Here is a 26,906-nt window from a genome sequence, read left to right on the forward strand (position 1 = left end):
GGCTCAGCGCGGCCGTGCCGGCGGCGTTGCCGGTGCTGGCGATCACCTCGCGCAGGTCCAGTCCCAGCAGCATGGCCGCCAGCAACTGGGCCAGCGTGTAGAAGGCGGTGATGATGACCACCTGCGAACGCAGCCGGCGCCGGCCCTCGACCAGGTCCTCGCGCCAGGCCGACAGGGTCTGCGCGATGGCCAGCAGCGCCCACGCGATCGGCGCGAGCCCGGCGACGGCGCCGCTCAGCGGTTCGGCGCGGCCCAGGCAGTTCAGCACGCCAAGACCGGCCAGCGCCCCCCAGACCAGGCCGTGCCAGCGGCGCAGGCGGAAGGCCTCGTCGTCGAACAGCGCCCGCGTGAACAGCCAGAACACGAACATTGCACCCGAGGCCACGGCCACCACCAGCTCGGCGCCGGGCCCGGCCGGCTGCGCGAAGCCTGGCAGGCCGGCCAGCGTGCCCGCCGCCACCGACAGCGCGAAGCCCGCGCCCAGCCGCGCGGCCAGCCGCCGGTCACGCCCCAGCGTCAGGGCCAGCAGCACCAGCAGCCCGATCGCGGCGCCGCGCAGCAGCAGGTTCGGCAGGGCGTTGTCCATCCTGAAAATTCTAGTCATCCGCCGATGATGGAAGAATGGCCTCATGACGAGCACCGAGCGACCCCAGGCCGAGCCGCGCAGCGCCTTCCGGCATTTCGAGCCGCTGTCCACCCGCTGGATGGACAACGACATCTACGGCCACCTGAACAACGTCGTCTACTACAGCCTGTTCGACACGGCGGTGAACCGCTACCTGATCGAGGCCGGCGCGCTGGACATCCATGGCGGCGAGGTCATCGGCCTGGTGGTCGAGACGCACTGCAACTTCTTCGGCTCGCTGGCCTTCCCGCAGCGCATCGAGGCCGGCCTGCGCGTCACGCAGCAGGGCCGCTCCAGCGTGCGCTACGAGATCGGCCTGTTCGCCGCCGATGCTGAACTCTGTGCCGCCCGCGGCCATTTCGTCCATGTGTACGTGGACCGCGAGACCCGCCGCCCGGTGCAGGCCCTGCCCGAACCCTATCTGCAAGCCCTGAAGAAGCTGAATCCATGACGACAAGCCCCTTCGACAAGCCCACGCCCGAGCAGACCGCCGCCGTCGACGCCGCGATCACCACCCGCCACTCGATGCGCGCCTTCCTGCCCACCGAGGTGCCGCGCGCGCTGATCGAGGAACTGCTGCAGGTGGCCGCCCGCGCGCCCTCGGGCACCAACACCCAGCCCTGGCAGGTGCATGTGTTGACCGGCGCGGCCAAGCAGCGGCTGAGCGAACGGATCCTCGCGGCCTACGACGACCCGGAGGAACTCTCCACCCACAGCGAGGAGTACGCCTACTACCCGCGCGAATGGGTCTCGCCCTTCATCGACCGGCGCCGCAAGGTCGGCTGGGACCTGTACGGCCTGCTCAACATCACCAAGGGCGACAAGGCCCGCATGCATGACCAGCACGGCCGCAACTACAGCTTCTTCGATGCGCCGGTGGGCCTGATGTTCACGATCGACCGGGTGATGCAGACCGGCTCCTGGCTGGACTACGGCATGTTCCTGCAGAACGTGATGGTGGCCGCGCGCGGCCGCGGCCTGCACACCTGCCCGCAGGCGGCCTTCACGCAGTTCCACCGGCTGATCGCCGAGGAGCTGAAGCTGCAGCCGAACCAGCAGCTGGTCTGCGGCATGTCGCTGGGCTACGCGGACCCGGCGGCGGTCGAGAACTCGCTGGTGACCGAGCGGGCGCCGGTGGCGGAGTTCACCCGCTTCCTCGCTGACTGATGGCGGCCGGGGCCTTCGGTGCGGCATCGGCGATTCCGTTCGCCGGCATGCTGCTGTCCATCGCGATCATGCCGCTGGCCGCGCCGAAGTTCTGGCACCACCACTACGGCAAGATCGCCGCCGCCTGGGCGCTGGCCTTCCTGGTGCCGTTCACGCTTCAGCAGGGCCTGGGCGAGGCCGGCCATGTGGTCGCCCACACGCTGCTCAGCGAATACATCCCCTTCATCGTGCTGCTGTGCGCGCTGTTCACCGCGGCCGGCGGCATCTACGTGCGCGGCAACCTGCACGGCGCCCCGGGGCTCAATATGGGCCTGATGCTGATTGGCGCGCTGCTGGCCAGCGTGATGGGCACGACCGGCGCCTCGATGCTGCTGATCCGCCCGCTGCTGCGCGCCAATGACAACCGGCGCCACAACGCCCATGTCGTCGTGTTCTTCATCTTCATCGTCAGCAACGCCGGCGGCTCGCTGACGCCGCTGGGCGACCCGCCGCTGTTCCTCGGCTTCCTGAAGGGCGTGACCTTCTTCTGGACCGTGGGCCACCTGGTGCCCGAGACCAGCTTCCTGATCGCCGCGCTGCTGGCGATCTTCTGGGTGATCGACCGGCACCTGTATCGCAAGGAAGGCATCACCCGGCAAGACCCGACCCCCGATTCGCCGCGGCTCGGCCTGGAAGGCGCGATCAACCTGCTGCCACTGGCGGCCATCGTCGGCCTGGTGCTGATGAGCGGCCTGTGGAAGCCGGGTATCGCGATCGAGATCTTCGGCACGCCGGTCGAGCTGCCCTCGCTGGTGCGGGACATCGCCCTGCTGGGCGTGATCGCTGCCTCTCTGTGGCTGACGCCCGCCGCCGTGCGCGCCAAGAACGAGTTCTCCTGGGCGCCGATGCAGGAGGTGGCCAAGCTCTTCATCGGCATCTTCCTGACCATGGTGCCGGTGCTGGAGATGCTGAAGGCCGGCGAGCACGGCCCCTTCGCCGCGGTCACCCGCGCCGTCACCGGCGCCGACGGGCAGCCGCTGCCCTGGGCCTACTTCTGGCTCACCGGGCTGCTGTCTTCCTTCCTCGACAACGCGCCGACCTACCTGGTCTTCTTCAACCTGGCCGGCGGCGATCCGCAGGCGCTGATGACGACGCTGGACCACACGCTGGCCGCGATCTCCGGCGGCGCGGTCTTCATGGGGGCGATGAGCTATATCGGCAACGCGCCCAACTTCATGGTCAAGGCGATCGCCGAGGAACGGGGCGTGAAGATGCCCAGCTTCTTCGGCTACCTGCTGTGGTCGGGGGCGGTGCTGCTGCCGCTGTTCGTCGTCATGACCTTCATCTGGTTCCGCTGAGGTAACGAGTTATGGACAAGCCCAAGGTACTGATCGCCCGCAAGACCTTCGACGACATCGTCGATCGCCTGCGGCCGCATTTCGAGCTGGAGTGCAAGGAAGACGAGGGTGCCTGGACGCAGGCCGAGCTGATCGCGCGGCTGCAGGGCAAGACCGGCGTCTACATCACCGGCACCGAGAAGATCGATGCCACCCTGCTCGATGCCTGCCCGCAGCTCAGGCTGATCAGCTCGATGGCGGTGGGCTACAACAATGTGGACGTGGCCGCCTGCACCGCCCGCGGCGTGCTGCTGACCAACGCGCCCGACGTGCTCACCGAGACCACCGCCGACTTCGGCTTCGCGCTGATGATGGCCACCGCCCGCCGCATCGCCGAGAGCGAGCACTTCCTGCGCCGCGGCGAATGGAAGCAGTGGGGCGTGACCATGTTCGCGGGCAGCGACGTGCATGGCGCCACGCTGGGCATCCTCGGCATGGGCCGCATCGGCCAGGCGATCGCGAAGCGCGGCGCGCTGGGCTTCGGCATGAAGGTCATCTATCACAACCGCAGCCGCCTCGCGCCCGAGCTGGAAGCGCCTCTGGGCGCGCGCTGGGTGGAGAAGGACGAGCTGTTGCAGCAGGCCGACCACCTCGTGCTGGTGCTGCCCTACAGCGCCGCCTCGCACCACGCGATCGGCGCGGCGGAACTGTCGAAGATGAAGAAGACCGCCACGCTGACCAATATCGCCCGCGGCGGCATCGTCGACGACGCCGCGCTGGCGCGGGCCCTCGCCGCCGGCACCATTGCTGCCGCTGGCCTGGACGTGTTCGAGGGCGAGCCCTCGGTCCACCCCGAACTGCTGACCGTGCCCAACGTCGTGCTGACCCCGCATATCGCCAGCGCCTCGATCCCGACGCGCCGCGCGATGGCCTCGCTGGCGGTGGACAACCTGATCGCCGTGCTGACCGGCGGCAAGCCGGTGACGCCGGTGAATCCGGAGGTGCTGTGATGCTGATCGTCACCACCGAGAACATCCCCGGCTCCCGGGTCACCGAGGTCAAGGGCCAGGTCTTCGGCGTCGTCGTGCGCAGCCGCGGCCTGGCGGGCAATGTGATGGCCGGCCTGCGCTCGATCATCGGCGGCGAGATCACCGAGTACACGCAGTTGCTGGAGGAGGCTCGCAGGCATGCGATCGACCGCATGGTGCGCAACGCGCAGCTGATGGGCGCCAACGCGGTGGTGATGATGCGTTTCGACTCGTCGGAGATGGGGCAGTCGATGAGCGAGATCGTCGCCTACGGCACGGCCGTCGTCGTCGAGAAGGCCTGAGGCCAACATGCTGCGCAAGGCCTTGCTGATCCTGGCCCTGCTGCTGCTCGTGGTGGGCCTGTGGATGAGCGTCGCCGGTGATGTCCAAGGCCACGCGCTCGCCGCCTGGGGCGCGGTGCTGACGCTGGCCGTGCTGTTCGAGAACTGGCGCTACCGGCGGCAGCACGGCGCGCTCGATGGGGGCTGGGTGCGCACGGACGAACGTTTCGAGGATCCGGTCACTGGCGAGGCGCTGGAGGTCTGGTACCAGCCCGGCACCGGTGAGCGCCGCTATGAGAAACGCGGGCGCTGAGACAATGGCGCGATGACCGTTGCCGAGCTGCTGAGCCTTGCCACCCTTGTCCTGATCCTCGTCCTGCTGATCGCGCTGCTGTTGCGCCGCTCCGAGCCGCTGGCGCCGCAGGTCGAACGCCTGGAGCGCGAACTGCGCGACGAACTCGCCCGCAGCGCCGCCACCACCCGGCAGGAACTCCAGCAGACCCTCGCCCAGTTCCAGCGCACGCTGAGCCACGGCCTGCAGGGCAGCAACCAGTCGCTGGCCGCCCAGTCGCTGGCCGCGCGCGAGGCGCAGGACGCGGCGATGCGCCGTCTCGGCGAGACCGTCGAGCAGCGCCTCGCCGCGATCCAGCAGGCCAACGAGGCCAAGCTCGAGCAGATGCGCGCCACCGTCGACGAGAAGCTGCACGCCACGCTGGAGCAGCGCCTGGGCGAGAGCTTCAAGCAGGTGGCCGACCGCCTGGAGCAGGTCCACAAGGGCCTGGGCGAGATGCAGAACCTGGCGCGCGACGTAGGCTCGCTCAACCGCGTGCTGACCAACGTCAAGACCCGCGGCATCTTCGGCGAGGTGCAGCTGGCCGCGCTGCTGGAGCAGGTGTTCACGCCCGAGCAGTACGCGGCCAATGTCGCGACGGTGCCGGGCAGCAGCGAGCGGGTGGAGTTCGCGATCTCGCTGCCGGGCCAGCGCGAGGACGGCCGCCCGCTGTGGCTGCCGATCGACGCCAAGTTCCCGCGCGAGGACTACGAGCGCCTGCTCGACGCCCAGGAACGCGCCGATGCCGCCGCCGCCGAGGTCTCGGCCCGCGCGATCGAGATGCGCCTGCGCCAGGAGGCTCGCACGATCCGCGAGAAATACCTGGCCCCGCCGCACACGACCGACTTCGCCATCCTCTTCGTGCCGACCGAGGGCCTGTACGCCGAGGCGCTGCGCCGGCCCGGCCTGGTCGAGGCGCTGCAGCGCGAGCACAAGGTGATGCTGGCCGGTCCGACCACCTTGCTGGCCACGCTCAACAGCCTGCAGATGGGCTTCCGCACGCTGGCGCTGGAGAAGCGCTCGGCCGAGGTCTGGGAGGTGCTGGGCGCGGTGAAGACCGAGTTCGGCAAGTTCGGCGAGGTGCTGGCCAAGACCAAGAAGAAGCTGGAGGAAGCCAGCAGCACGATCGATGCCGCCGAGGTGCGGACCCGGGCGATGACTCGCCGGCTCAAGGGCGTGGAGTCGCTGCCGGAGGAACTGGCTCAGCTGAAACTGGGCGTTAGCGGCAACCTGACGGATTCCGAAGCATGAACAAGCCGCATCCGCTGCTCGAACGCGGCTTCCACTGGCTGATCCTCAGCCTCGTCGGCGTCCATGCCTGCATGGCCGTCACCCGCGTCACCGCCGCGCTGTGGCTGCTGCATCACGGCTATGGCGAATGGACCGTCGGCGCGTTGATCAGTCTCAGCGCGGCCGGCCCGGTGCTGCTGTCGCTGTGGGCCGGCCGCCAGGCCGATGCGCATGGCCTGCACCGCCCGCTGGCGATCGGCGCCGGCCTGGGCCTGGCCGGCGCGCTGCTGGCGCTGGCCTGGCCCTCGCCCTGGACGCTGGCGCCGGCCGCGCTGCTGTGCGGCAGCGCGGTGGGCATCATGGCGGTGGCGATCCAGCGCGAGGCCGGCCTGATGGGCGAGGACGCCGGCGAGCTGAAGCGGGTGTTCAGCTGGGTGGCGCTGGGGCCGGCCTTCTCGAATGCGACGGCGCCGGTCATCGCCGGCCTGATCATCGACGCCGCCGGCGAGCGCGCGGCCTTCGCCTTCGCGGCGCTGCTGCCCTTCGCCGCCTGGCGGCTGGGGCGCATGGTGCCGCGCCGGCCCGCACGCGGCCACGGCGAGGGGCCGCAGCGCAAGCATGCCGCCTGGGGCCTGCTGAAGATGGACGGCCTGCGCAACCTGCTGCTGCTCAATGTCGTGCTCACCGCCTGCTGGGATGCGCACAGCTTCGTCGTGCCGGTGGTAGGCCATGCCAAGGGACTCAGCGCCTCCAGCATCGGCCTGGTGCTGGGTGCTTTCGCGGCGGCGGCGGTGATCGTGCGCCTGGTCATCGCCCGCTGGGCCGCGCGCATCGACGAGATGCTGGTGCTGCGCGGCGCGATGGCGCTGGTGACGGTGGTGATGCTGGTGTACGCCTGGCTGCCCGGCACGGCGGGGCTGCTCATCGGCTCCAGCCTGCTGGGCCTGGCGCTGGGCTCCTATCAGCCGATGATCCTCTCGGCCCTGCACCAGGTGACGCCGGCCGACCGGCACGGCCAGGCGCTGGGCCTGCGCATGCTGGTCTCCAGCGGCATGAGCATGACGATGCCGATGGGCTTCGGCCTGCTGGCCAGCGGCACGGTGGCCTTCGCGCCGCTGTGGCTGATGGCCGGCCTGGCCGCGGCGGCGCAGTGGCCGGCGCACCAGGTCCGGAATTCATTGCGAGGATGACTTCAGGCTGGGCTCAGGCGGCTGGGCTCAGAATGCGCCTTCCTTATACGGATTGCGCTCCATGTCCCCACACCGTCCGACCCTGATCGCACTGGCCCTGGCTCTGGCCTTCTCCGGCAACGGCTTCGCCAAGGAGGCGCCGGCGGCGCCGTTGAAGCAGGCCGTTAGCGCCACGGCCGCAGCGCCCACTTTCGTCCGGGAGCTCGGCGGCATCGAGGAATACCGCCTCGCCAACGGCCTGCAGCTGCTGCTGTTCCCCGACGAGGCGCAGAGCACCACCACGGTGAACATCACCTACCGCGTCGGCAGCCGCCAGGAGGCGCAGGGCGAGTACGGCATGGCCCACCTGCTGGAGCACCTGCTGTTCAAGGGCACGCCCAGGCACAAGGACGTGGCCACCGAGTTCGCCGAGCGCGGCATGCGCTTCAACGGCAGCACCACCTCGGACCGCACCAACTACTTCGCCAGCTTCAACGCCGACGCGAAGACGCTGGACTTCGCCCTCGAACTGGAGGCTGACCGCATGCTCAACAGCTTCATCGCCAAGTCCGACCTGGACAAGGAGATGACGGTGGTGCGCAACGAGTTCGAGCGGGGGGAGAACGAGCCCTTCCAGGTGCTCAGCAAGCGGGTGCAGGCGGTGGCCTTCGACTGGAACGCCTACGGCCACGCCACCATCGGGCCCAAGAGCGACATCGAGAACGTGCCGATCGAGAAGCTGCAGGCCTTCTACCACCTGTACTACCGGCCCGACAACGCGACGCTGATGGTGGCCGGCCGCTTCGACAAGGCGGCCACGCTCAAGCGCATCCAGGCCCTGTTCGGCCCGCTGAAGAACCCGATGCAGGCGGTGCCCCAGCCCTACACGGTGGAGCCCGCGCAGGACGGCGAGCGCACGGTGACCGTGCGCCGCGTCGGCGGCCAGCCGGCGCTGCTGGCGGCGTATCACATCCCGGCCATGGCCCAGCAGGACACGGCGCCGCTGCTGGTGCTGGGCCTGCTGCTGTCGCTGGAGCCCAGCGGCCAGCTGTACAAGGAGTTGGTGGAGCCCAAGCTGGCGATCCGCGCCAGCCTGGGCGGCCTGGGCGGCATCGAGCCAGGCCTGCTGCGCGCCTTCGCGATCCTGCCGCCGGACGCGGACCAGCCGGCGGTGGAGAAGAAGTTCCTGGACCTGATCGAGGGCCGCGACAGCAAGCCCTTCACCGAGGCGGAGCTGGCCCGCGTGCGCGAGCTGGCCCTGCTGTCCTACCGCGACCAGATGAAGAACCCGCAGGCGCTGATCCAGCAGATCTCCAGCCTGGGTGCCGGCGACTGGCGGCTGCTGTTCCAGCTGATGGAGGACCTGCCCAAGGTCACGCTGGCCGACGTGGACCGTGTGCGCGCCGCCTACCTGCGCCCGGCCAACCGCACGCTGGGCCGCTACCTGCCGGCCGCGTCCGTCGAGCGCGTGGAGATCCCCGCGGCGCTGCCGCTGGAGCAGCGCCTGGCCGGCCTCAAGGGCCCGCCGAAGGTGGAGGAGGGCGAGCGCTTCGACCCCACGCCCGAGCACCTGGCCGAGCGCACCCAGGTGCAGAAACTCGCCAGCGGGATCGAGCTGTCCACGCTGAAGAAGCAGACCCGCGGCAACACCGTGCAACTGGACATCGCGCTGCGCTGGGGCGAGCGCGATGAGACCTTCAAGCGCCGCGGCACCAACTTCGTCGGCGACCTGATGATGGAAGGCAGTGCCCACTACGACAAGCAGCAGCTGGCCGATGCGCTGCAGAAGCTCAAGGCCTCGATGAGCGTCAGCAGCGCCGACCAGGGCCTGACCGTCAACATCGACGCCGAGAAGGACACGCTGCTGGACGTGCTGAAGATCGCCGCCGACGTGCTGCGCCAGCCGCTGCTGCCGGCCGACGCCTTCGCGCGCCAGCAGAAATCCGGCCTGGCCGGGCTGGAAGGCTCTCGCCAGGAGCTGGAGACGCTGCGCCGCGAGGCGGTGCGCGGCTACTACAACACCACCCGCGGCGTCGGCCGCGACAGCCCGGACTACATCCGCAGCGTGGACGAGCAGGTGGCCGACCTGAAGGCCACGACGCTGGACGACGTCAAGCGCTTCTATGCCGACTATGTGTCCTTCAACGATGCCCGCGTGTCGGCGGTCGGCGCGCTGCCGGACGGGCTGGCCGGGGCGATCGAGCAGGCCTTCGGCGACTGGAAGAAGCCGGCTGCCGCTCGTTTCGTCCGTTATGAGCCGCAGGCCGTCACGATCCCGGCCAGGCGCTTCGACGCGATCGCCCGCGACAAGGCCAACGCCCAGCTGCGCCTGCAGCTGGAGTTTCCGCTCAACGAGCTGGACCCCGACTACCAGCCGCTGCTGCTGGCCAACCATGTGTTCGGCGGCGGTGGCATGGAAAGCCGCCTGTCCACCCGGGTGCGCCGCGAGGAGGGGCTGAGCTACGGCGTAGGCAGCTCGCTGTCGGTGCGGCGCTTCGGCAACCAGGCGCTGCTGGTGATCGGCGGCAGCTTCGCCCCGGCCAACCGCGACAAGATCATCGCCGTCATCCAGGAGCAGCTGCAGCGCATGGCAACCCAGGGCATCACCGCCGAGGAACTGGCCCGCGCCAAGCACGACATCGCCGAGGGCAGCCGCCAGCGCCGCGCCCGCGACGACGCGCTGGCCAACGCGCTGCTGACCCTGTCCGACCAGAAGGAGAGCTGGGCCGACGTGGCCCGCCGCGATGCGGCCCTGCAGGCGGTGACGCTGGAGCAGGTGAACGCGGCCTGGAAACGACACATCAAGGCGGACGGTTTCGTCTTGTCCACGGTCGGTGACTTCCGCTAATCTTCCCGGCCTGTATAGGTAGAGCAGCGGACGCGCCGGCCCTTGTTTTGACCTACTATCGGATACATCTGCTAACGCCGAGGTTGAGCGCATGAAGACTGTTCTGTTAAGTGCGGCCGTGTTGTTGGGTCTTCCGGTGCTGGCAGCGCCGGTGGCCGAGGTGACCGCGGTCCGCGGGGCTGCCAGCACTGGCAGCAAGGCCCTGGCGCTGGGCGACAAGCTCGACCGCGGCGCCGAGGTGAAGACCGGGGCCGACGGCCGCGTGCGGCTGAAGTTCATCGACGGCTCCACGCTGGTGGTCAGCGACAACTCCGAGATGCGCATCGAGGCCTTCGAGATGAAGGCCGACCAGAAGCAGCGCGACTCGGCCAGCATCGTGCTGCAGGCCGGCCTGATCGGGCAGAAGGTGGCCCCGTCGACCAACGGCTCCTGGGAGGTGCGCACGCCCACCGCAGTGACCGCGGTGCGGGGCACGGAGTTCATCGTCGAGGTGGACGACAACATGGCCACGGCGGTCAACGTCAGCTCGGGCAAGGTGGAGGTCGATCCCGTGCCCACCCGCTCGCTGCACCAGCGTGGCGGCCGGGTCAGCCTGGGCACGCCGGCGGCCGGCACGATGTGCAACCTTGCCAGCGGCTGCAGCGAGTCCTCGGCCTGGTCGCCCGACCGGGTCAAGCGCACGCAGGAGCGCCTGAGCATCGACTGAGAGCGCGGGCGCTCCGATGGGACGGACCATCCTGCACCCGCGCGAGAAGCGCCAGCGCAGCGCCTATCTCGGCGTGGCGCTGCTCAGCAGCATCCTGGCGCTGCTGCTGTGGATGAACCGCCCCGGCTCCCCGCTGCTGGACCGCATCGACCGCCTCACGCTGGACGCCCAGCTGCAATGGCGCGGCCCGGTCAAGCCGGCCGGGCAGGTGCTGCTGGTCAGCATCGACGACGCCTCGCTGCGCGAGCTGGGCACGCTGGCGCCGGACCGCGCCCAGGTGGCGCAGGTGATCGACAAGCTCACCGAGGGCAAGGCCCGCGTGATCGGGCTGGACACGCTGTTCCTGAGCCCGGCCAGGCCCGATCCCGCCTCCGACGATGCGCTGGCCGCGGCGATGAAGCGCTCCGGCCGGGTGCTGATCCCCTTCGCGCTGCCGGCCGAGGCGGCCCGCATGCCTGGCGGCGCCATGCCCGACGTGGTGGTGGACAACGCCTTCACCCGCGTCCAGGGCGAGTTCGACCTCGGCAACACGGTGCTCAAGCCGGCCGGGGCGGTGCTGCCGGTGGAACCCCTGGCCCGGGCCACCGCCGGCATGGGGCATGTGACCTCGCAGACCGCGCTGGACGGTGCCATGCGCTTCGATCTGCCGGGCCTGTCACTCGACGGTGAGCTGTACCCCTCGATGGCGCTGCGCATGGCGGCGATGGGCAAGGGCGCGGCCTGGAGCAAGGTGGAGTTCGTCGTCGGCCGCGAGGTGCGGCTGGGGCCGGACCTGGCCGTGCCGCTGGACCCGCTGTCCCGCCAGTGGATCAACTACTACGGCCCGGCCGGCACGCTTGAAACCGTGCCCTTCATCGACGTGCTGCAGGGCAAGGTGCCGCCCGAGCGTTTCGCCGACCGGGTCATCATCGTCGGTACCGCGGCGCTGGGCGCGGGCGATACCGTGCCCTCGCCCTTCGACGGCGGCCTGCCCGGCGTCGAGCGGCTGGGCACGGTGGTGGACAACATCCTCGGCGGCCGGGTGCTGAGCCACCCCGGCTGGGGCTCGATCGTCGAGATCGCATCGATGCTGGTGCTGCCGCTGCTGGCGGTCTACCTGATCGCGGCGCTGCGCCCGATGGTGGCGCAGCTGGTGCTGGCGGGCCTGGTGCTGGCGATCGCCGTCGCGCTGCAGTGGCTGCTGGTCAGGCGCCACGAGTTCCTTGCGCCGGTCTTCCCGCTGCTCTCGCTGGGGCTGGCCGGGCTGGGCGCCGAGGTGCGGCGCAGCATCGCCGAGCAGGGCCGCCGCAAGATCGCGCTGGAGCAGCTGCGCGCCAGCGAGGAGCGCTATGCGCTGGCCATCCAGGGCGCCAAGGACGGCATGTGGGACTGGGACATCGGCTCCGGCGAGGTCTATTTCTCCGAGCGCTGGATGCAGCTGATGCGGCTGGGCCCCGAGCAGGCACGCGACATGGGCGCCTGGACCTCGCAGCTCGACCTGGCCGGGCGCCAGCAGTTCGAGGACGTGCTGGCCGAGCACCTGGGCGGCCGCAGCCAGCAGCTCAACCACGTGCTGAACTTCCGCCAGGGCGGCGGCGAGGTCTGGCTGCTGGTGCGCGGCGTGGCCACCCGCGACGCCGCCAACAAGCCGCTGCGCATGGCCGGCTCGCTGACCGACATCAGCCAGGAACGCCAGCTGCAGCACCAGATCACCTTCGACGCGCTGCACGACCGCCTGACCGGCCTGCCCAACCGCGCGGCCTTCCTGGAGCGGCTGGCCCAGGTCTTCACCGGCACCGGCGCAGCGCCGCATGCGGGCGTCGTGGTGCTGGACCTGGACGGCTTTCGCGCGCTCAACGAGAGCCAGGGCACGACCGCCGGCGATGCGGTGCTGCACGAGGTGGGCCGCCGCCTGCGCACGCGCGACGGCGCACCGCTGAACGTGGCGCGGCTGGGCGCCGACCGTTTCGGTCTGCTGTTCACCCAGCCGCTGGGCGACACCGGCGTCGACGAGACCCGGCTGGCCCACTGGGCGCTGGCGCAGCTGCGCGCGCCCTTCCAGGTGGCCGGCGCCAGCACCGTGCTGACCGCCAGCATCGGCTGGGCCCACACCACCCAGGGCCTGAGCACGCCCGGCGAGCTGATGAGCGCCGCCGAGATGGCGCTGGCCCATGCCAAGGCGCACCGGCGCGGCCACATCCACATGTTCGACCAGGCCGAGCTGCTGGTGGAGAACTCGCGCCGCTGGCTCAAGGAGAACATCCAGCTCGCGCTGGAGCGGCAGGAGTTCAAGCTCTACTACCAGCCCCTGGTGCGCCTGACCGACCGCAAGCTGATCGGCTTCGAGGCGCTGATCCGCTGGCCGCATCCGGTCAAGGGCATGGTGATGCCGGGCGACTTCATTCCCTTCGCGGAGGAGAGCGGGCAGATCGTCGAGCTGGGCCGCTGGACGCTGCAGGAAGTGGCGCGCCAGCTGGTGGCCTGGAACGCGATCGGCTTCACCGGCGAGATCGCGGTGAACCTCTCCGGCGTGCAGTTCACCGAGGGCGACCTGGAGGCCGATGCCCGCGGGGTGCTGGGCGTGCTGGGCGGCATCAGCCCGCGGCGCATCAAGCTGGAAGTGACCGAGAGCATGGCGATGGCCAACCCGCAGCGCACGGCCCTGGTGCTGCAGACGCTGGCGGCGCTGGGCTTCAAGATCTCGATCGACGACTTCGGCACCGGCTACTCCTCGCTGGCCTACCTGCACCGTTTCCCCTTCGACACGCTGAAGATCGACCGCTCCTTCGTGATCCGCCTGGCCACCGGCCGCGAGGCGGTGGAGATCGTGCGCACCATCGTCGGCCTGGCGCTGGCGCTGGACAAGCAGGTGCTGGCCGAGGGCGTGGAGGAGGAGGCGCAGGCGCTGCTGCTGCAGCAGCTGGGCGTGCATGTGGGCCAGGGCTGGCTGTTCGCCAAGGCGCTGCCGGCCGACCAGGCGCAGGCGCTGTTCACCGGCAGCCCGAGCCAGATCAAGACCATCGGTGCGGTGGTGTGACACGCGAAGCTGACACGAGGCCGACAGGGCTGCACCCGCGCCACAGAAAACTGTTGTCTGATGCGCCTCGATGGTGCGCGGCGCAGGGCCGCCCCGGTGCTGATCGACACTGCCGGCCGCTCCTGGTATTTACCTGTACGTAATGCCACGAACACGATGCAGCATGCGTCTCTGGCATCGTGGTCCGGCGCCCGGCGCAGCGGGCCGTCCACAACAATTCTGGAGACCGAGATGAACCCCATCCGCACTTTCACCCTGGCCCCGCTCGCAGCGCTGATGCTGGCCGGCACGGCCTTCGCGGCGGACCCGATCAAGATCGGCGTCAGTGGCCCCTTCACCGGCGGCTCCTCGTCGATGGGCGTCTCCATGCGTGACGGCGTGCGCCTCGCGGCCAAGGAGATCAACGACGCGGGTGGCCTGCTGGGCCGCAAGATCGAGTTGGTCGAGCGCGACGACGAGGCCAAGAACGAGCGCGGCGTGCAGATCGCCCAGGAGCTGATCCAGCGCGAGAAGGTCACCGCCACCGTCGGCTACATCAACACCGGCGTGGCCCTGGCCTCGCAGCGCTTCTACCAGCAGGCCAAGATCCCGGTGATGAACAACGTGGCCACCGGCTCGCTGATCACGCACCAGTTCGACAAGGAACCCGAGAGCTACATCTTCCGCAACTCGGCCAACGACAGCATCCAGGCGCCGATGATCGTCGAGGAGGTGGCGCGCCGCGGCTTCAAGAAGGTCGCGATCATGGCCGACTCCACCAACTACGGCCAGCTCGGCCAGAAGGACCTGGTCGCCGCGCTCGAGAAGAAGGGCATGACCCCGGTCGTGAACGAGAAGTTCAACATCGGCGACGTGGACATGACCGCCCAGCTGCTGAAGGCCAAGGCCGCCGGCGCCGACGCGGTGCTCACCTACGGCATCGGCCCCGAGCTGGCCCAGCTCGCCAACGGCATGACCAAGATCGGCTGGAAGGTGCCGATGGTCGGCTCGTGGACGCTCTCGATGGCCAACTACATCGACAACGCCGGCCCCGGCGGCGAAGGCGCGCGCATGCCGCAGACCTTCATCCAGGAGCCGACCAACGCCAAGCGCCAGAGCTTCATCATCTCCTTCCTGAAGACCTTCAACCCGAAGGGCGGCCGCATGGACTCGCCGGTGTCGGCCGCCCAGGGCTATGACTCGGTCTACCTGCTGGCCGCCGCGATCAAGCAGGCCAACTCGACCGACGGCCCCAAGGTCAAGGCCGCGCTGGAAGACCTGAAGGCGCCGGTCGAAGGCGTGGTGACCACCTACAAGAAGCCCTTCAACAAGACCAACCACGACGCGATCGACACGACGATCCCGGTGTTCGGCGAAGTGCGCGGCGCCCGCGTGGTGTACGCCTACGACAAGGACCAGCAGAAGGCCGCTGCCGAAGGCGCGAAGAAGTAAGTGTGAAGCCCCTCGCCCAGCCTCGCCGCGCTGAACGCGGGCGAGTCTGGTCGGTCCCCCGCGGGGACGACGAGGCGCGCGGCATCGAGCCGCGCACCTCGCCAAGTGGGCCGGCTTGGGGCGGCCCGGCGCTCGGCCCGAAATACGCCGCAATGACTCCGAGAGCCTCATGGACCTCCAGATCCTGACCCAACTGATCCTCAGCGGCCTCGCGCTGGGGATGATCTACGCCGTCATCTCCTTCGGCTACCAGCTCACCTTCGCCACCTCCGACACGCTGAACTTCGGCCAGGGCGAGGCGCTGATGCTGGGTGCGCTGGTGGGCCTGTCGCTGACGCGAGTCGGCGTCAACTACTGGCTGGTGCTGCCGCTGGTGTGCCTGTTCGGCGCGCTGCAGGGCTCGCTGGTCGAGTGGATCGGCGTGCGGCCGGCGATCAAGATCAAGAGCGAGTTCGGCTGGATCATGTCCACGATCGCGCTGGGCATCATCTTCAAGAACGTGGCCGAGAACGTCTGGGGCCGCGACCAGATGCCCTTCCCCTCGCCGCTGCCCGAGGCGCCGATCCACTTCCTCGGCGCCAACGTGCTGCCGCGCGAGCTGCTGATCGTCGTCGGCGCGCTGCTGATGATGCTGGCGGTGGAGCTGTTCAACCGCAAGTCCATCTACGGCAAGGCGGTGGTCGCCACCTTCAACGACCGCGACGCCGCCAAGCTGATGGGCATCAACACCGGCCTCGTCATCACCTTCTCCTACGCGCTGTCCTCGATGACGGCGGCGGTGGCGGGCGTGCTGGTGGCGCCGATCACGCTGGCCGGCGCGCAGATGGGCGGCACGCTGGGCCTGAAGGCCTTCGCGGTGGCCATCATCGGCGGCCTCACCAGCGGCTTCGGCATCATCGTCGGCGGCATCATCCTGGGCGTGGTCGAGAAGCTCTCGGGCTTCTACATCTCCACCGGCTACCAGGACGTGCCAGGCCTCGTGCTGCTGCTGATCGTGCTGGCGGTGAAGCCGGCGGGGCTGTTCGGCAAAACCTCGATCAAGAAGGTCTGAGCGAAAGACCATGGCGAACAAGACTGTACAAATCGCGGCCGCGGTGGCCGGCATCGCGGCGCTGGCGGTGTTCCCGCTGCTGGCCGGCAACCCGTACTACATCCACCTCGTCGTCACCATCATGATCTATGCGATGGTGCTGTTCGGGCTGGACATCGTGGTCGGCTATACCGGCCAGGTGTCGCTGGGCCATGCGGGCCTGTTCGGCGTCGGCGCCTACACGGTGGGCACGCTGACGATGCATCTGGGCATGCCGGTGCTGGTCTGTCTGGTGTCGGCGATCGCGATCACCTCGATCTTCGGCGCGCTGCTGGCGCTGCCGGCGCTGCGGGTCACCGGCCCATATCTCGCGATGGTGACGCTGGCCTTCGGCACCATCATCCAGATCCTGATCAACGAGATGGATTTCCTCACCTCCGGGCCGCTGGGGATCATGCTCACCAAGCCGATCCTGCTGACCCACCAGCTCGACGAGCGCGAGTTCTTCTGGGTCGTCGCGGTGCTGATGCTGGCCTCGCTGGTCTTCGTCCACCGCGTGCTGCACTCGCACCTGGGCCGCACCTTCGAGGCGCTGCGCGGCAGCCCGGTGGCCTCGGACTGCATGGGCGTGAGCGTCTACCGCTACAAGGTCTACGCCTTCGTCATCAGCGCCGGCCTGGCCGGCCTGGCCGGTGGGCTCTACGCGTACTCCGAGCAGTACATCTCGCCCAATACCTACAACTTCGAGCTGACCGTGCTGTTCCTGCTGGCGGTGATCATGGGCGGGCGCAAGTCGCGCACGGGCTCGCTGATCGGCGCCACCATCCTCGTGATGCTGCCCACGCTGCTGGACGACATCGGCAACTTCCGCATCGTCGCCACCGTGCTGGCGGTGCTGGTGCTGGTGTCGGTCGTGGTGGCGGTCCGGCGCGGCAAGATGACGGCCAAGGCTGCAGCGATCCCGGTGGTGGGCAGCGCGGCGCTGGCGATCGTGTCCTACCAGCTGAGCGGCCTCGCCGACTGGCGGCTGACGATCTACGGCCTGATCACGCTGTTCATCGTCTACTACCTGCAGGACGGCATCGTCGGCTTTCTGCGCGTGGCCTTCAACCTGAAGACCGGTGCGATGGCGGCCGCGGCCGAGGCCCGCGCGGCCGCGGCCGACGGCCTGCAGGCCCAGGCGCTGACGGTGCAGGCGGCGGGCAGCGGCGAGACCCTGCTGGACGCGAAGCAGGTGCTGATGCAGTTCGGCGGCCTGAAGGCGCTGAACCAGGTGGACCTGAACGTGCGCCGCGGCACCATCCATGGCCTGATCGGCCCCAACGGCTCGGGCAAGAGCACGATGATGAACGTGCTGACCGGCATCTACGTGCCCACCGCCGGTACCGTGGCCTTCAAGGGCAGCGAGGTGAACGGCCGCAGCTCTTCGCAGATCGCGCTGTCCGGCATCGCGCGGACCTTCCAGAACGTGCAGCTGTTCGGCGAGATGACCGCGCTGCAGAACGTGCAGGTGGGCCTGCACCACGCCTACCGCAGCAACCTGCTGCAGGTGGCGCTGGCGCTGCCTTCCTTCGGCCGCGAGCGCCGCGCCAATGCGGCGCGGGCGCTGGCCCTGCTGGAGTTCGTGGGCCTGGCCGACGTGGCCGGCGAGGAGGCGCGCAACCTGCCCTACGGCCGCCAGCGCCTGCTGGAGATTGCCCGCGCGCTGGCGCTGGACCCGGAGCTGCTGCTGCTGGACGAGCCCGCCGCCGGCCTGACGGCGCCCGACATCGAGGAACTGCTCAAGATCATCAAGAAGATCCGCGAGACCGGCGTCACCGTGATCCTGATCGAGCACCACATGGACGTCGTGATGAGCCTGTGCGACACCGTCTCGGTGCTGGACTTCGGCCAGAAGATCGCCGAGGGCGTGCCGGCCGAAGTGCAGGCCAACGAGAAGGTCATCGAGGCCTACCTCGGCGGCCAGGCCGCCTGACGCTGAGGTAACCAGTTATGTTGACCATCAAGAATCTCAGCGCCGGCTACGGCAAGGTGCAGGTCCTGCACGGCATCGACATCGAGGTGCCCAAGGGCAAGGTGGTCACGCTGATCGGCTCCAACGGCGCCGGCAAGACGACCACGATGCGCGCCGTCAGCGGCATGATCCGCCCGAGCGGCGGCGAGATCACGCTCAACGGCAAGCGGGTGGAAGGGTTGGAGAGCTATCACGTCGCGCGCCTGGGCCTGGCCCATTCCCCCGAGGGGCGGCGGGTGTTCGCCACCATGAGCGTGGTCGACAACCTGCGCCTCGGCGCCTTCCCGCGCTACACCGGCGCCCGGCCCCGCGGCGACATCGAGGCCGACCTGGAGCGCGCGATGGAGCTGTTCCCGCGGCTCAAGGAGCGCCGCACCCAGCTGGCCGGCACGCTCTCCGGCGGCGAGCAGCAGATGCTGGCCATGGCCCGCGCGGTGATGCTGAACCCCGAGCTGGTGCTGCTGGACGAGCCCTCGATGGGCCTGGCGCCGATCCTGGTGGACGAGGTCTTCAAGATCATCGCCCGGCTCAAGGGCGAGGGCGTGACGATGCTGCTGGTCGAGCAGTTCGCCGCCGCGGCGCTGGCCGTGGCCGACTACGGCTATGTGCTGGAGAACGGCCGCATCTCGGTGCACGGGCCGGCCGAGAAGCTGCGCAACGACCCGGCCGTGAAGGCGGCGTATCTGGGCGGCGGGCACTGAGCGGACAGGGCAAGACCTGACCCTGGTGAATCTGTCCCTCGGCTGACATGGCCGGTTTGTGAGATAACGGCGAGTTCCACCACAGACTCGCCCTCATGTTCCTGAAGGATGCCTGGTCCATCGCCAAGGCCGAGACCGGCCTGCTGCTGCGTTTCCCGACGCTGGCAGTCTCGGTGCTGGGCATCCTGCTGATCCCGGCGCTGTACGCCTTCATCTACCTGTCCAGCGTCTGGGACCCTTATGGCCGTAGCAGCGCGCTGCCGGTGGCCATCGTCGACCTGGACGAGGGCTACGAGTACGCCGGCCAGCCGGTCAACCTGGGCCGCGAGCTGGCCGATGGCCTCGTGCAGCGGCAGACCTTCGGCTTCAGCGTCTCGCACGACGAAGCCGCCGCGCGCGATGCGGTGCGCGCCGGGCGGGCGGCCTTCGCGCTGATCATCCCGAAGGACTTCAGCGCCGCGGCCGTGCCCGGCTGGCGCAGCGGCGGCGGCCGGCTGATCGTGTTTGCTTCCGAGGGCAACAACTACACCGGCGCCGGCCTGGCCAAGCGCTTCGCCGCCGAGCTGGGCCACCAGGTCAACGAGACGCTCAACGAGAAGCGCTGGTCGCTGGTGCTGGGCAGCAGCGTGACCGCGCGCCAGAGCCTGGGCCGGCTGCGCGACGGCGTCGCCCGCCTGCACGAGGGCGCGCTGGAGCTGGACAAGGGCCTGGCCGCCGCCAAGGACGGCTCCTCGAAACTGGCCGGCAACGGCAACCAGTTCGCCACCGCGGTGACCCAGCTGAGCGAGGGCGTCAAGCAGCTCGGCGCCGGGCTGCGCGAGATCGAGAGCCGCCGCCCCAGCGCGCAGGACCTGCAGCAGCTCCGGAACGGCAGCGCCCAGATGGCCGCCGGCCGGGCCGATCTGATCCGCGGCCTGGATGAGCTGCATAACGGCGCGATCCGACTGACCCAGGGCGCGGTGCAGATGCGCGACGAGAGCAAGGACATCCCCTTCATCGGCGAGCGCGTGGCCTCCGGCGCCGGCCAGCTGGCCGACGGCGGCCTGCAGCTGAGCCAGGGCCTGCAGCAGGCCCATGCGGCCGAGCAGCGCCTGGCCGAGGGCGGCCAGCGCATGGGCAGCGGCGTGGCCGCGCTGGCCGAGGGCGTGAACTCGCTGGGCACGGCGCTGTCGACGATCACCACCCGGCTGCCGGCCGATGCGCGGCTCAACGAGCTGTCCGCCGGCGGCACCGCGCTGGCCGGCGGCGCTAAGGGCCTGGACGGCGGCCTGGACAAGCTGCGCGCCGGCGCCCACCAGCTGCTGGCCGGCCTGGAGCTGCTGGACAGCTCGCTGCCCGACGTGCCGGGCCTGGAGGGCGATCCCAAGGGCCTGGCCCAGTCGGTGGCGCCCAAGGTCGAGATCGATGCGCCGGTGCCCAACAACGGCACCGGCTTCACGCCCAACATCCTGCCGATCACGCTGTGGCTGGGCGCGGTGATGACGGCCTTCGTCTTCCACATGCGCCGCCTGCCGGAGTTCGCGGCCCGCGCCTCGCGGCCGGCCCAGCTGCTGGGCAAGCTGGCGCTGCCGGGCGTGATCGTGCTGCTGCAGAGCGTGGTCGTGCTGGCGATGCTGATGCTGGCCCTGAACATCCATGTGGCCAACCTGCCTGCGCTGGCGCTGATGACGGCGGTGGCCGGCATCGCCTTCATGCTGATCATCGTGGTGCTGACGCGCGCCTTCGGCGACGCCGGCAAGGCCATTGCCCTGATCCTGCTGATCCTGCAGCTGTCCTCGGCCGGCGGGGTGTTCCCGGTCGAGTTGAACGGGCCCTTCTTCCGCAGCATCAGCCCCTGGCTGCCCTTCACCTGGGTGGTCAAGGGCGTGCGGGCCAGCATGTTCGGGGCCTTCGGGGCCGAATGGCTCACGGCGCTGCAGGTGATGATGGGCATCGGCGTCGGCGCCTTCGTGGTGGCGATGCTGATCGGGCGCTGGAATTTCGTCGGGCCGGAGGAGCATCGACCGGCACTGGATCTCTGAAGCGAAGGAGACCGGCATGGATGAAGCAGCAAGCAAGCGCAAGCCGATCGTGCTCGCGCCCGGGGCCGGTCGCAGCTGGCCGATGGGCCGCATCTCGGCCGTCTTCAAGGCGGACGAGGCCGAGACCGATTCGCGCTACTCGGTTTCCGAATGGTGGCTGGAGCCGCGCTGCACCGGGCCCGGTCTGCACCAGCATCCGGAGGACGACCTGTTCTACGTGATCGAGGGCGTGATGAGCCTGCGCGTCAACGACGAGTGGCACCACTGCCCGCGCGGCGCCTTCGTGCTGGTGCCGGGCGGCACGCCGCACGATTTCGAGAACCGCGGCGAGGTGCGCGCCGGCATGCTGAACTTCCAGTCGCCCGGGCCCTTCGAGCCTTTCATGGCGGACATCTCGGCCTGGTTCATCGCGAACCCGCCGGGCGAGCCGAGTCAGGCGTAGAGCGCGGCCATCTCGCTCGCGAGCGCCTGCATGCGGTCGCGCAGGTCGCGCGGGCCGAGCACGACGGCCTCGGGCCCCAGGCGCAGCAGCTGGCCGGCGGCATGGGCGGTCGACTCGATCGGGATGCGCAGCAGGGACCAGCCGGGCCGCTCGGGGTCAGGTCTTGCGCTGCGGCGGCTGGCGGCGGCGACCGCGCTGCTGAATTCGCCCAGCAGCTTCAGGCCGCGCGGGCTGGCCGTCAGCCGGGCCTCGCCCCGGTAGAGCTCGGCCTCGAAGCGGCGCGTCGATTCGCGCCAGTAGTCCGCCAGATCGAAACGCGCGGGGCGCTTGAAGGCCTGCTCCAGCGGCGTCAGCTCCAGGATGTTCGAGAGCCGGTAGGTCCGCGCCGGTCGCGACGCGCTGCTGCGCGCCACGACATACCAGGTGCCGCCCTTGAGTACCAGGCCCAGCGGCTCCAGTTCGCGCTCCGCCACGCCCTGCCAGCTGTCGTAGCGCACGGCGATGCGCTGCGCCTGCCAGACCGCGCGGGCCACGGTGCCGAGATGGTCGACCGGCGGCGCCTCGCGGTACCAGTCCACCGGATCGAGATGAAAACGCGTGCCGACGCGCTGGGCGTCGTCCTGCCATTCCGGCGGGAGGGCGGCGCGCAGCTTGAGCTGCGCCGAGGCCAGCGCCTCGCCCAGCCCCAGGTCCGCCGCCGGGCCGGGCAGGCCGGCCAGGAACATCGCCTCGGCCTCGGGCACGGTGAGGCCGTCGAGCTGGGTGCGCCAGCCCTCGCGCAACTGGAAACCGCCGCTGCGGCCCTGCTCGGCCCAGATGGGCACGCCCGAGGCGCTGAGGCGGTCCACGTCGCGGTAGATGGTGCGTACCGACACCTCCAGTTCCGCAGCCAGCGCCTGCGCCGACACCCGCCCGCGGCCCTGCAGCAGCATCAGGATCGAAAGGAGGCGGCTGGCTTGCATCGTGATCGCATTGTGCGGCGTAAACACTGACAGGCCTTGTCAGCTTTTGGCGCGCAGCATGGCGGCTCCTTCAACCCACCCGATGGAGAGACCCCATGAGCACCATCTTCGAACTGCGCCACTACACGCTGCATGCCGGCCGCCGCGACGAGCTGATCACCCTGTTCGAGCGCGAATTCATCGAGGCTCAGCAGGCCGCCGGCATGGCGCTGCCGGGCCTGTTCACCGACATGGACCGGCCGGACAGCTTCGTCTGGCTGCGCGCTTTCGCCGACATGGCGGCCCGCCCCGGCGCGCTGGACCGCTTCTACACCGGCCCGGTCTGGCAGCAGCATCGCAACGCGGCCAACGCGACGATGGTCGACTCGGACGACGTGCTGCTGCTGCAGGGCGCAACGCTGGCCGGCGCCACGGTCGGCGCTCTGTTCCTGTGCGTGGATTGCGTGACGATGCAGGAGCGCGACGTCGAGGCCCTGCTCAGGGACAAGCTCGACGGCGACGTCGTCGGCCGCTGGACCACCGACGCCACGCCCAACAACTACCCGCGCCTGCCGGTGCGCGAAGGCGAGCGCCATGCGGTCTGGCTGCTGCGCCTGGCGAAGGAGGCCGACCTGGCTGCGCTGGGCGACGCGCTGGCGCCGCTGAGCATCGGCGCGCCCCGCCTGCTGCGCCTGCAGCCGACCTCGCGCTCGGCCCTGCAACTCGATCCCGGCACCTCGCGCTACATCGGCCGGCCGGGCGACTTCGATTTCCTCGTCGGCGGCCGCTGGTCGGTGCGCAATCGCCGGCTGATGACCCGCCTGCGCGGCAACACCAGCGACTGGCGCGAGTTTGATGGTGTCATCGAGGCCTGGACCCATATGAAGGGGCAGATCAGCTTCGACGAGATCGCCTTCGAGTCCGAGGGCTTCTCCGGCGCCACGATGCGCACGCTGGACATCGCAACGAAGCAATGGTCCATCTACTGGGTCAACAGCCGCATCGGCAAGCTGTTCCCGCCGGTGCAGGGCGGCTGGTGCGGCGAGCGGGGCGAGTTCTACGGCGTCGACGAGGACGACGGGCGGACGGTGCTGGTGCGCTTCGTGTGGGAACGCATCGGCGCGGACGAGGCGCGCTGGACCCAGGCCTTCTCGATCGACGGCGGACGCAGCTGGGAGGACAACTGGTTCATGCAGATGCAGCGTTGCCGTTGAGGCGCCGGCGGCGCAGCAGGCCGCCCAGCAGCGAGCCGCCACCGAGCAGCATCGCCAGCGGCGCCGGCTCGGGCACGGCGGCGGTGTCCACGACGATCGCCTGCATGGTGCCGGTGAAGCTGCCGTCGGAGACGAAGCTGAGGCCGGTGATGAAGGCGGTCACGCTGAACGGGTTCAGTGCCGCCTCGGTCTCGATGCCGCGGATCTCGAAGCTGTCCACGCCGCCGACGCCGAACTCGAAGGCCTCGTTGGCGGCCAGGCCGCTGCGCGCCAGCGTCCAGTTGCCGGCCACCTTGACGTAGACGTCGTAGAGGCCGTCGCCGGCGTTGGTGGCGATCGTCACGCTCTTGAAGTTCGGATCGCCGGCGCCCTTGACGTAACTGAAGCCGCTGGCGACGAGCGGGTCGATGAAGCTCACGTGGTCGGGCCCCACGTCCGCCACCTGGAAGCCGTACAGGGGCCCCGCGGTCGCGCCGCTGGTCGTGGGCACCGGGGCGAAGGTGGGCAGGGCCACGTTCGGCGCGCCGGGCAGGTCCACCGGCGTGAAGTCGAAGTAGGACAGCGAGCGGGAGTCGACGCTGCCGTCGGCGCGCTTGTGCTCGAGCGAGACGGCGATGCTGTAGTCGGTGTTGTAGGCAAGCAGGCCGGCCGGCAGCGCATAGCCGCTGGCGTCCGGCGCCAGCACGGGCGACGCGAAGATCGAGTCGGCCTGCGTGAACTGGTTCGGGAAGCTGGGCGTGCGCGAGGTGGTCGTGATCCGGTTGGTGTTGTCGTAGATGCGGATGCGCACCTGGTCGACGGCCACCGGCGTCGTCGCCGGCAGGGTCCAGCTGATCGTCGGCGTCAGGCCCGCGCCGGTGATGCTCATCGAATGCACATAGGGCATCAGCGCGACATCGCCCACGGCCGGCGTGTTGACGACGGTCGTCAGGCCGGTGCTGGTGCCCGGAAAGCTCGGGTCGGACGAGAGCACCAGCGTCCACGCGCCGGTGAGGCTGGCGCTGTAGGGCCGCGAGGCGAAGTACTGCGTCGGCGAGGTGGTGAACGGCCGGTCGTAGATCGCCTGGCGGATGTAGTCCGGGTCGCTGGGCGAGGTGCAGGAGGCGCCGCTCGGACACTGCCGCGTGAAGGCGTAGCTGGTGTCCGGCGTCACGCTGTTGGCGCCCCAGTAGAGGATGTCGCCGGTGGCGAAGTTGTTGGAGTTGGCGCTGTTCTGCTGGCGCGTGGCGAACAGCTGGGTTGCGCTGGGGGCCGCGCTTGCGACGAGGCCGCTGCAGGCCAGCAGCAGCGCGCCGGCGAGGCGGTGGGCACAGGAAGAGCGCATGACGGCCTCCTTCGACGATACCGGCCGAGAAGATACCGCCGCGCCGGCCTGCCGGCCTCCTCAATGTCGAGGAAGCGGCCGCCTCGCCTCAGGCCATGCCCTGGTGTCGCAGCAGTGCGTCGATCTTCGGCTCGCGGCCGCGGAAGGCCTTGAAGTTGTCCATCGCGTCGCGCGCGCCGCCGACCTCCAGAATGTTGTGCAAGTAGCGTTGACCGGTCGACGCATTGAACACGCCTTCCTCCTCGAAGGCGCTCCAGGCATCGGCGCTCAGCAGCTCGGCCCACTTGTAGCTGTAGTAGCCCGCCGCATAGCCGCCGGCGAAGATGTGGCTGAAGCTGTGCTGCATGCGGTTGAAGGCCGGCGGGATGATGACGGCCACTTCCTGCCGCACCTCGTCGAGCAGGGCCTGCACCTGCGTCTCCTGGCCTGGCTCGGCATGCAGGCGCATGTCGAACAGCGAGAACTCGATCTGGCGCAGCGTCATCAGGCCGCTCTGGAAGTTCTTGGCGGCGGTCATCTTGTCGAACAGCGCGCGGGGCAGCGGGGCGCCGGTGTCGACGTGGGCGGTCAGCTGCTGCAGCACGTCCCATTCCCAGCAGAAGTTCTCCATGAACTGGCTGGGCAGTTCGACCGCATCCCACTCGACGCCGTTGATGCCCGAGACACCCAGCTCGTTCACCTGCGTCAGCATGTGGTGCAGGCCGTGACCGAACTCGTGGAACAGCGTGGTGACGTCGTCGTGGGTCAGCAGCGCAGGCTTGTCACCGACGGGTGAGCTGAAGTTGCAGACGAGTTGCGCGACCGGGGTCTGCTGGCGGCCGTCGGGGCGGGTCCAGCGGCTGCGCACCTCGTCCATCCAGGCACCGGGGCGCTTGCCGTTGCGGGCGTAGAGGTCCAGGTAGAACTGGGCGACCAGCTGGCCCTGGCGCTCCAGGCGGTAGAACTTGACCGTCTCGTGCCAGACCTCGGCATTCGCCTCTTCGACGATCTTCACGTCGAAGAGCTTCTCGATGATGTCGAACAGGCCCTGCAGCACGCGCGGCGCGGTGAAGTACTGGCGCACCTCCTGGTCGCTGAAGGCGTAGCGGGCCTCCTTCAGCTTCTCGGACGCGAAGGACACGTCCCAGGACTGCAGGTCGGCCAGGCCCAGTTCGGCGGCGGCGAAGTCCTTCAGCTCCTTCAGGTCCTTCTCGGCGAAGGGCCGGGCGCGGGCGGCCAGGTCGCGCAGGAAGGCCAGCACCTGGGCCGGCGAGCTGGCCATCTTCGGCACCAGCGAGGTCTCGGCGAAGTTGGTGTAGCCGAGCAGTTGCGCCTCTTCCTGGCGCAGCATCAGCAGCTCCTGCATGAGGGCCGAGTTGTCCAGCTCGGGCTTGGCGCCGATCTCGCTGGCGCGGGTGGCGTAGGCGGTGTAGATGGTCTCGCGCAGCTGGCGGTTCGTGCCGTACTGCATCACCGGGAAGTAGCTGGGGAAGTGCAGGGTGAGCTTGTAGCCGTCCTTGCTCTCGGCCTGAGCCGCGTTGCGCGCAGCCTCGACGGAATCGGCCGGCACGCCGGCCAGCTCTTCCAGCGTCGCGTAGTAGGCGTAGCCGTCGGTCGCGTCCATCACATGCTCGGAGAACTTCTGGCTCAGCTCGGCCGTGCGCTCCTGGATCGCGGCGAAGCGGGTCTTGGCCTCGCCCACCAGCTCGGCACCGGAGAGCACGAAGTCTCGCACCGCGTGGCGCAGCACCTGCTGCCTTGCGGGGTTCAGCGCCGACGGATTCGCGGCGATCGCCTTGTACTTGGCGAACAGCTTCTCGTCCGCGCCGTAGCGCGTGTAGAACTCGGTCACCGCCGGCAGCATGCCGGTGTAGGCCTCGCGCAGCGCGGGCGTGTCGGCCACGGCGTTCAGGTGGCCGACGGCGCCCCAGGCGTGGCCCAGGCGCTCGGTGGGCACGTTGAGCGTGCGCGAGAGGGTGTCGTAGTCGGCCGGGGTCTCGTCCGAGGTGGCCAGGGCCAGCGCCTTGTCGGCCTCGGCCAGCAGCTCAGCGATGGCCGGCTGGATGTGCTCGGGCTGGATCGAGGCGAAGAG

General features: G+C 69.6%; 21 protein-coding genes and 1 pseudogene. 18 read left to right on the forward strand and 4 right to left on the reverse strand.

Annotated elements, in window-relative coordinates:
* Positions 1-586: pseudogene (locus tag B0W88_RS13825) on the reverse strand (hypothetical protein); the annotation flags it as partial.
* Between the two features lie 43 nt (positions 587-629).
* Between B0W88_RS13825 and B0W88_RS13830 the strand changes: the two are divergent.
* The 17 genes from B0W88_RS13830 (at position 630) to B0W88_RS13910 (ending at position 21,356) form a co-directional block, all read left to right on the forward strand.
* On the forward strand, positions 630-1,076 hold the full coding sequence (locus B0W88_RS13830; protein WP_077035240.1) for a thioesterase family protein: 447 nt from the start codon (positions 630-632) through the stop codon (positions 1,074-1,076).
* The gene (locus B0W88_RS13835) at positions 1,073-1,792 is read left to right on the forward strand and encodes a nitroreductase (protein WP_077035241.1); all 720 of its coding nucleotides are present in this window, start codon (positions 1,073-1,075) and stop codon (positions 1,790-1,792) included. Before B0W88_RS13830 ends, B0W88_RS13835 begins: the two co-directional genes overlap by 4 nt.
* Complete coding sequence (locus B0W88_RS13840) at positions 1,792-3,129, forward strand: sodium:proton antiporter (RefSeq protein WP_077035242.1); 1,338 nt, start codon at positions 1,792-1,794, stop codon at positions 3,127-3,129. Before B0W88_RS13835 ends, B0W88_RS13840 begins: the two co-directional genes overlap by 1 nt.
* Before the next feature lie 11 nt (positions 3,130-3,140).
* Entirely contained in the window at positions 3,141-4,118 is a 978-nt protein-coding gene (locus B0W88_RS13845; protein WP_077035243.1) for a D-glycerate dehydrogenase, read from the forward strand.
* Positions 4,118-4,438 carry a YbjQ family protein gene (locus B0W88_RS13850; RefSeq protein WP_077035244.1) on the forward strand — a complete coding sequence of 107 codons (321 nt, stop codon included), beginning with the start codon at positions 4,118-4,120 and terminating at the stop codon, positions 4,436-4,438. Before B0W88_RS13845 ends, B0W88_RS13850 begins: the two co-directional genes overlap by 1 nt.
* A gap of 7 nt (positions 4,439-4,445) precedes the next feature.
* Positions 4,446-4,730 carry a hypothetical protein gene (locus B0W88_RS13855; RefSeq protein WP_198937836.1) on the forward strand — a complete coding sequence of 95 codons (285 nt, stop codon included), beginning with the start codon at positions 4,446-4,448 and terminating at the stop codon, positions 4,728-4,730.
* A gap of 12 nt (positions 4,731-4,742) precedes the next feature.
* The gene (locus B0W88_RS13860; protein ID WP_077035245.1) at positions 4,743-5,999 is read left to right on the forward strand and encodes a DNA recombination protein RmuC; all 1,257 of its coding nucleotides are present in this window, start codon (positions 4,743-4,745) and stop codon (positions 5,997-5,999) included.
* Entirely contained in the window at positions 5,996-7,168 is a 1,173-nt protein-coding gene (locus B0W88_RS13865; RefSeq protein ID WP_077035246.1) for an MFS transporter, read from the forward strand. Before B0W88_RS13860 ends, B0W88_RS13865 begins: the two co-directional genes overlap by 4 nt.
* A 61-nt stretch (positions 7,169-7,229) precedes the next feature.
* Complete coding sequence (locus B0W88_RS13870; protein WP_077035247.1) at positions 7,230-9,995, forward strand: pitrilysin family protein; 2,766 nt, start codon at positions 7,230-7,232, stop codon at positions 9,993-9,995.
* Between the two features lie 91 nt (positions 9,996-10,086).
* Positions 10,087-10,701 (forward strand): FecR domain-containing protein, encoded by a 615-nt coding sequence (locus B0W88_RS13875; RefSeq protein WP_083748780.1) that lies wholly within the window; start codon positions 10,087-10,089, stop codon positions 10,699-10,701.
* A gap of 16 nt (positions 10,702-10,717) precedes the next feature.
* Entirely contained in the window at positions 10,718-13,717 is a 3,000-nt protein-coding gene (locus B0W88_RS13880) for an EAL domain-containing protein (RefSeq protein ID WP_077035249.1), read from the forward strand.
* Between the two features lie 231 nt (positions 13,718-13,948).
* A complete protein-coding gene (locus B0W88_RS13885) occupies positions 13,949-15,148 on the forward strand; it encodes an ABC transporter substrate-binding protein (protein WP_077035250.1) in 1,200 nt (399 codons plus the stop codon).
* A gap of 169 nt (positions 15,149-15,317) precedes the next feature.
* A complete protein-coding gene (locus B0W88_RS13890) occupies positions 15,318-16,199 on the forward strand; it encodes a branched-chain amino acid ABC transporter permease (protein WP_077035251.1) in 882 nt (293 codons plus the stop codon).
* A gap of 10 nt (positions 16,200-16,209) precedes the next feature.
* Positions 16,210-18,153, forward strand: coding sequence for an ATP-binding cassette domain-containing protein (locus B0W88_RS13895; protein WP_077035252.1), 1,944 nt, complete (start codon positions 16,210-16,212; stop codon positions 18,151-18,153).
* A gap of 17 nt (positions 18,154-18,170) precedes the next feature.
* Entirely contained in the window at positions 18,171-18,893 is a 723-nt protein-coding gene (locus B0W88_RS13900; protein WP_077035253.1) for an ABC transporter ATP-binding protein, read from the forward strand.
* A gap of 95 nt (positions 18,894-18,988) precedes the next feature.
* The gene (locus B0W88_RS13905) at positions 18,989-20,914 is read left to right on the forward strand and encodes a YhgE/Pip domain-containing protein (RefSeq protein ID WP_077035254.1); all 1,926 of its coding nucleotides are present in this window, start codon (positions 18,989-18,991) and stop codon (positions 20,912-20,914) included.
* A gap of 16 nt (positions 20,915-20,930) precedes the next feature.
* A complete protein-coding gene (locus B0W88_RS13910; RefSeq protein WP_077035255.1) occupies positions 20,931-21,356 on the forward strand; it encodes a cupin domain-containing protein in 426 nt (141 codons plus the stop codon).
* On the opposite strand, the gene B0W88_RS13915 is transcribed toward B0W88_RS13910, so the two are convergent.
* Positions 21,347-22,318 (reverse strand): YafY family protein, encoded by a 972-nt coding sequence (locus tag B0W88_RS13915; protein WP_077035256.1) that lies wholly within the window; start codon positions 22,316-22,318, stop codon positions 21,347-21,349. The genes B0W88_RS13910 and B0W88_RS13915 overlap by 10 nt on opposite strands.
* Positions 22,319-22,413: 95 nt before the next feature.
* On the opposite strand from B0W88_RS13915, the gene B0W88_RS34410 reads away from it, so the two are divergent.
* The gene (locus tag B0W88_RS34410; protein ID WP_198937837.1) at positions 22,414-23,511 is read left to right on the forward strand and encodes an NIPSNAP family protein; all 1,098 of its coding nucleotides are present in this window, start codon (positions 22,414-22,416) and stop codon (positions 23,509-23,511) included.
* On the opposite strand, the gene B0W88_RS13930 is transcribed toward B0W88_RS34410, so the two are convergent.
* Both B0W88_RS13930 and B0W88_RS13935 read right to left on the reverse strand, forming a co-directional pair.
* Entirely contained in the window at positions 23,486-24,835 is a 1,350-nt protein-coding gene (locus B0W88_RS13930; RefSeq protein WP_077035257.1) for a PEP-CTERM sorting domain-containing protein, read from the reverse strand. The two genes, B0W88_RS34410 and B0W88_RS13930, sit on opposite strands and share 26 nt — an antisense overlap.
* An 88-nt stretch (positions 24,836-24,923) precedes the next feature.
* On the reverse strand, positions 24,924-26,906 hold a 1,983-nt coding region (locus tag B0W88_RS13935), incomplete at its 5' end, for a M3 family metallopeptidase (RefSeq protein ID WP_077035258.1).

Source organism: Pelomonas sp. KK5, assembly GCF_001984095.1.
Taxonomy (GTDB): Bacteria; Pseudomonadota; Gammaproteobacteria; order Burkholderiales; family Burkholderiaceae_C; genus KK5.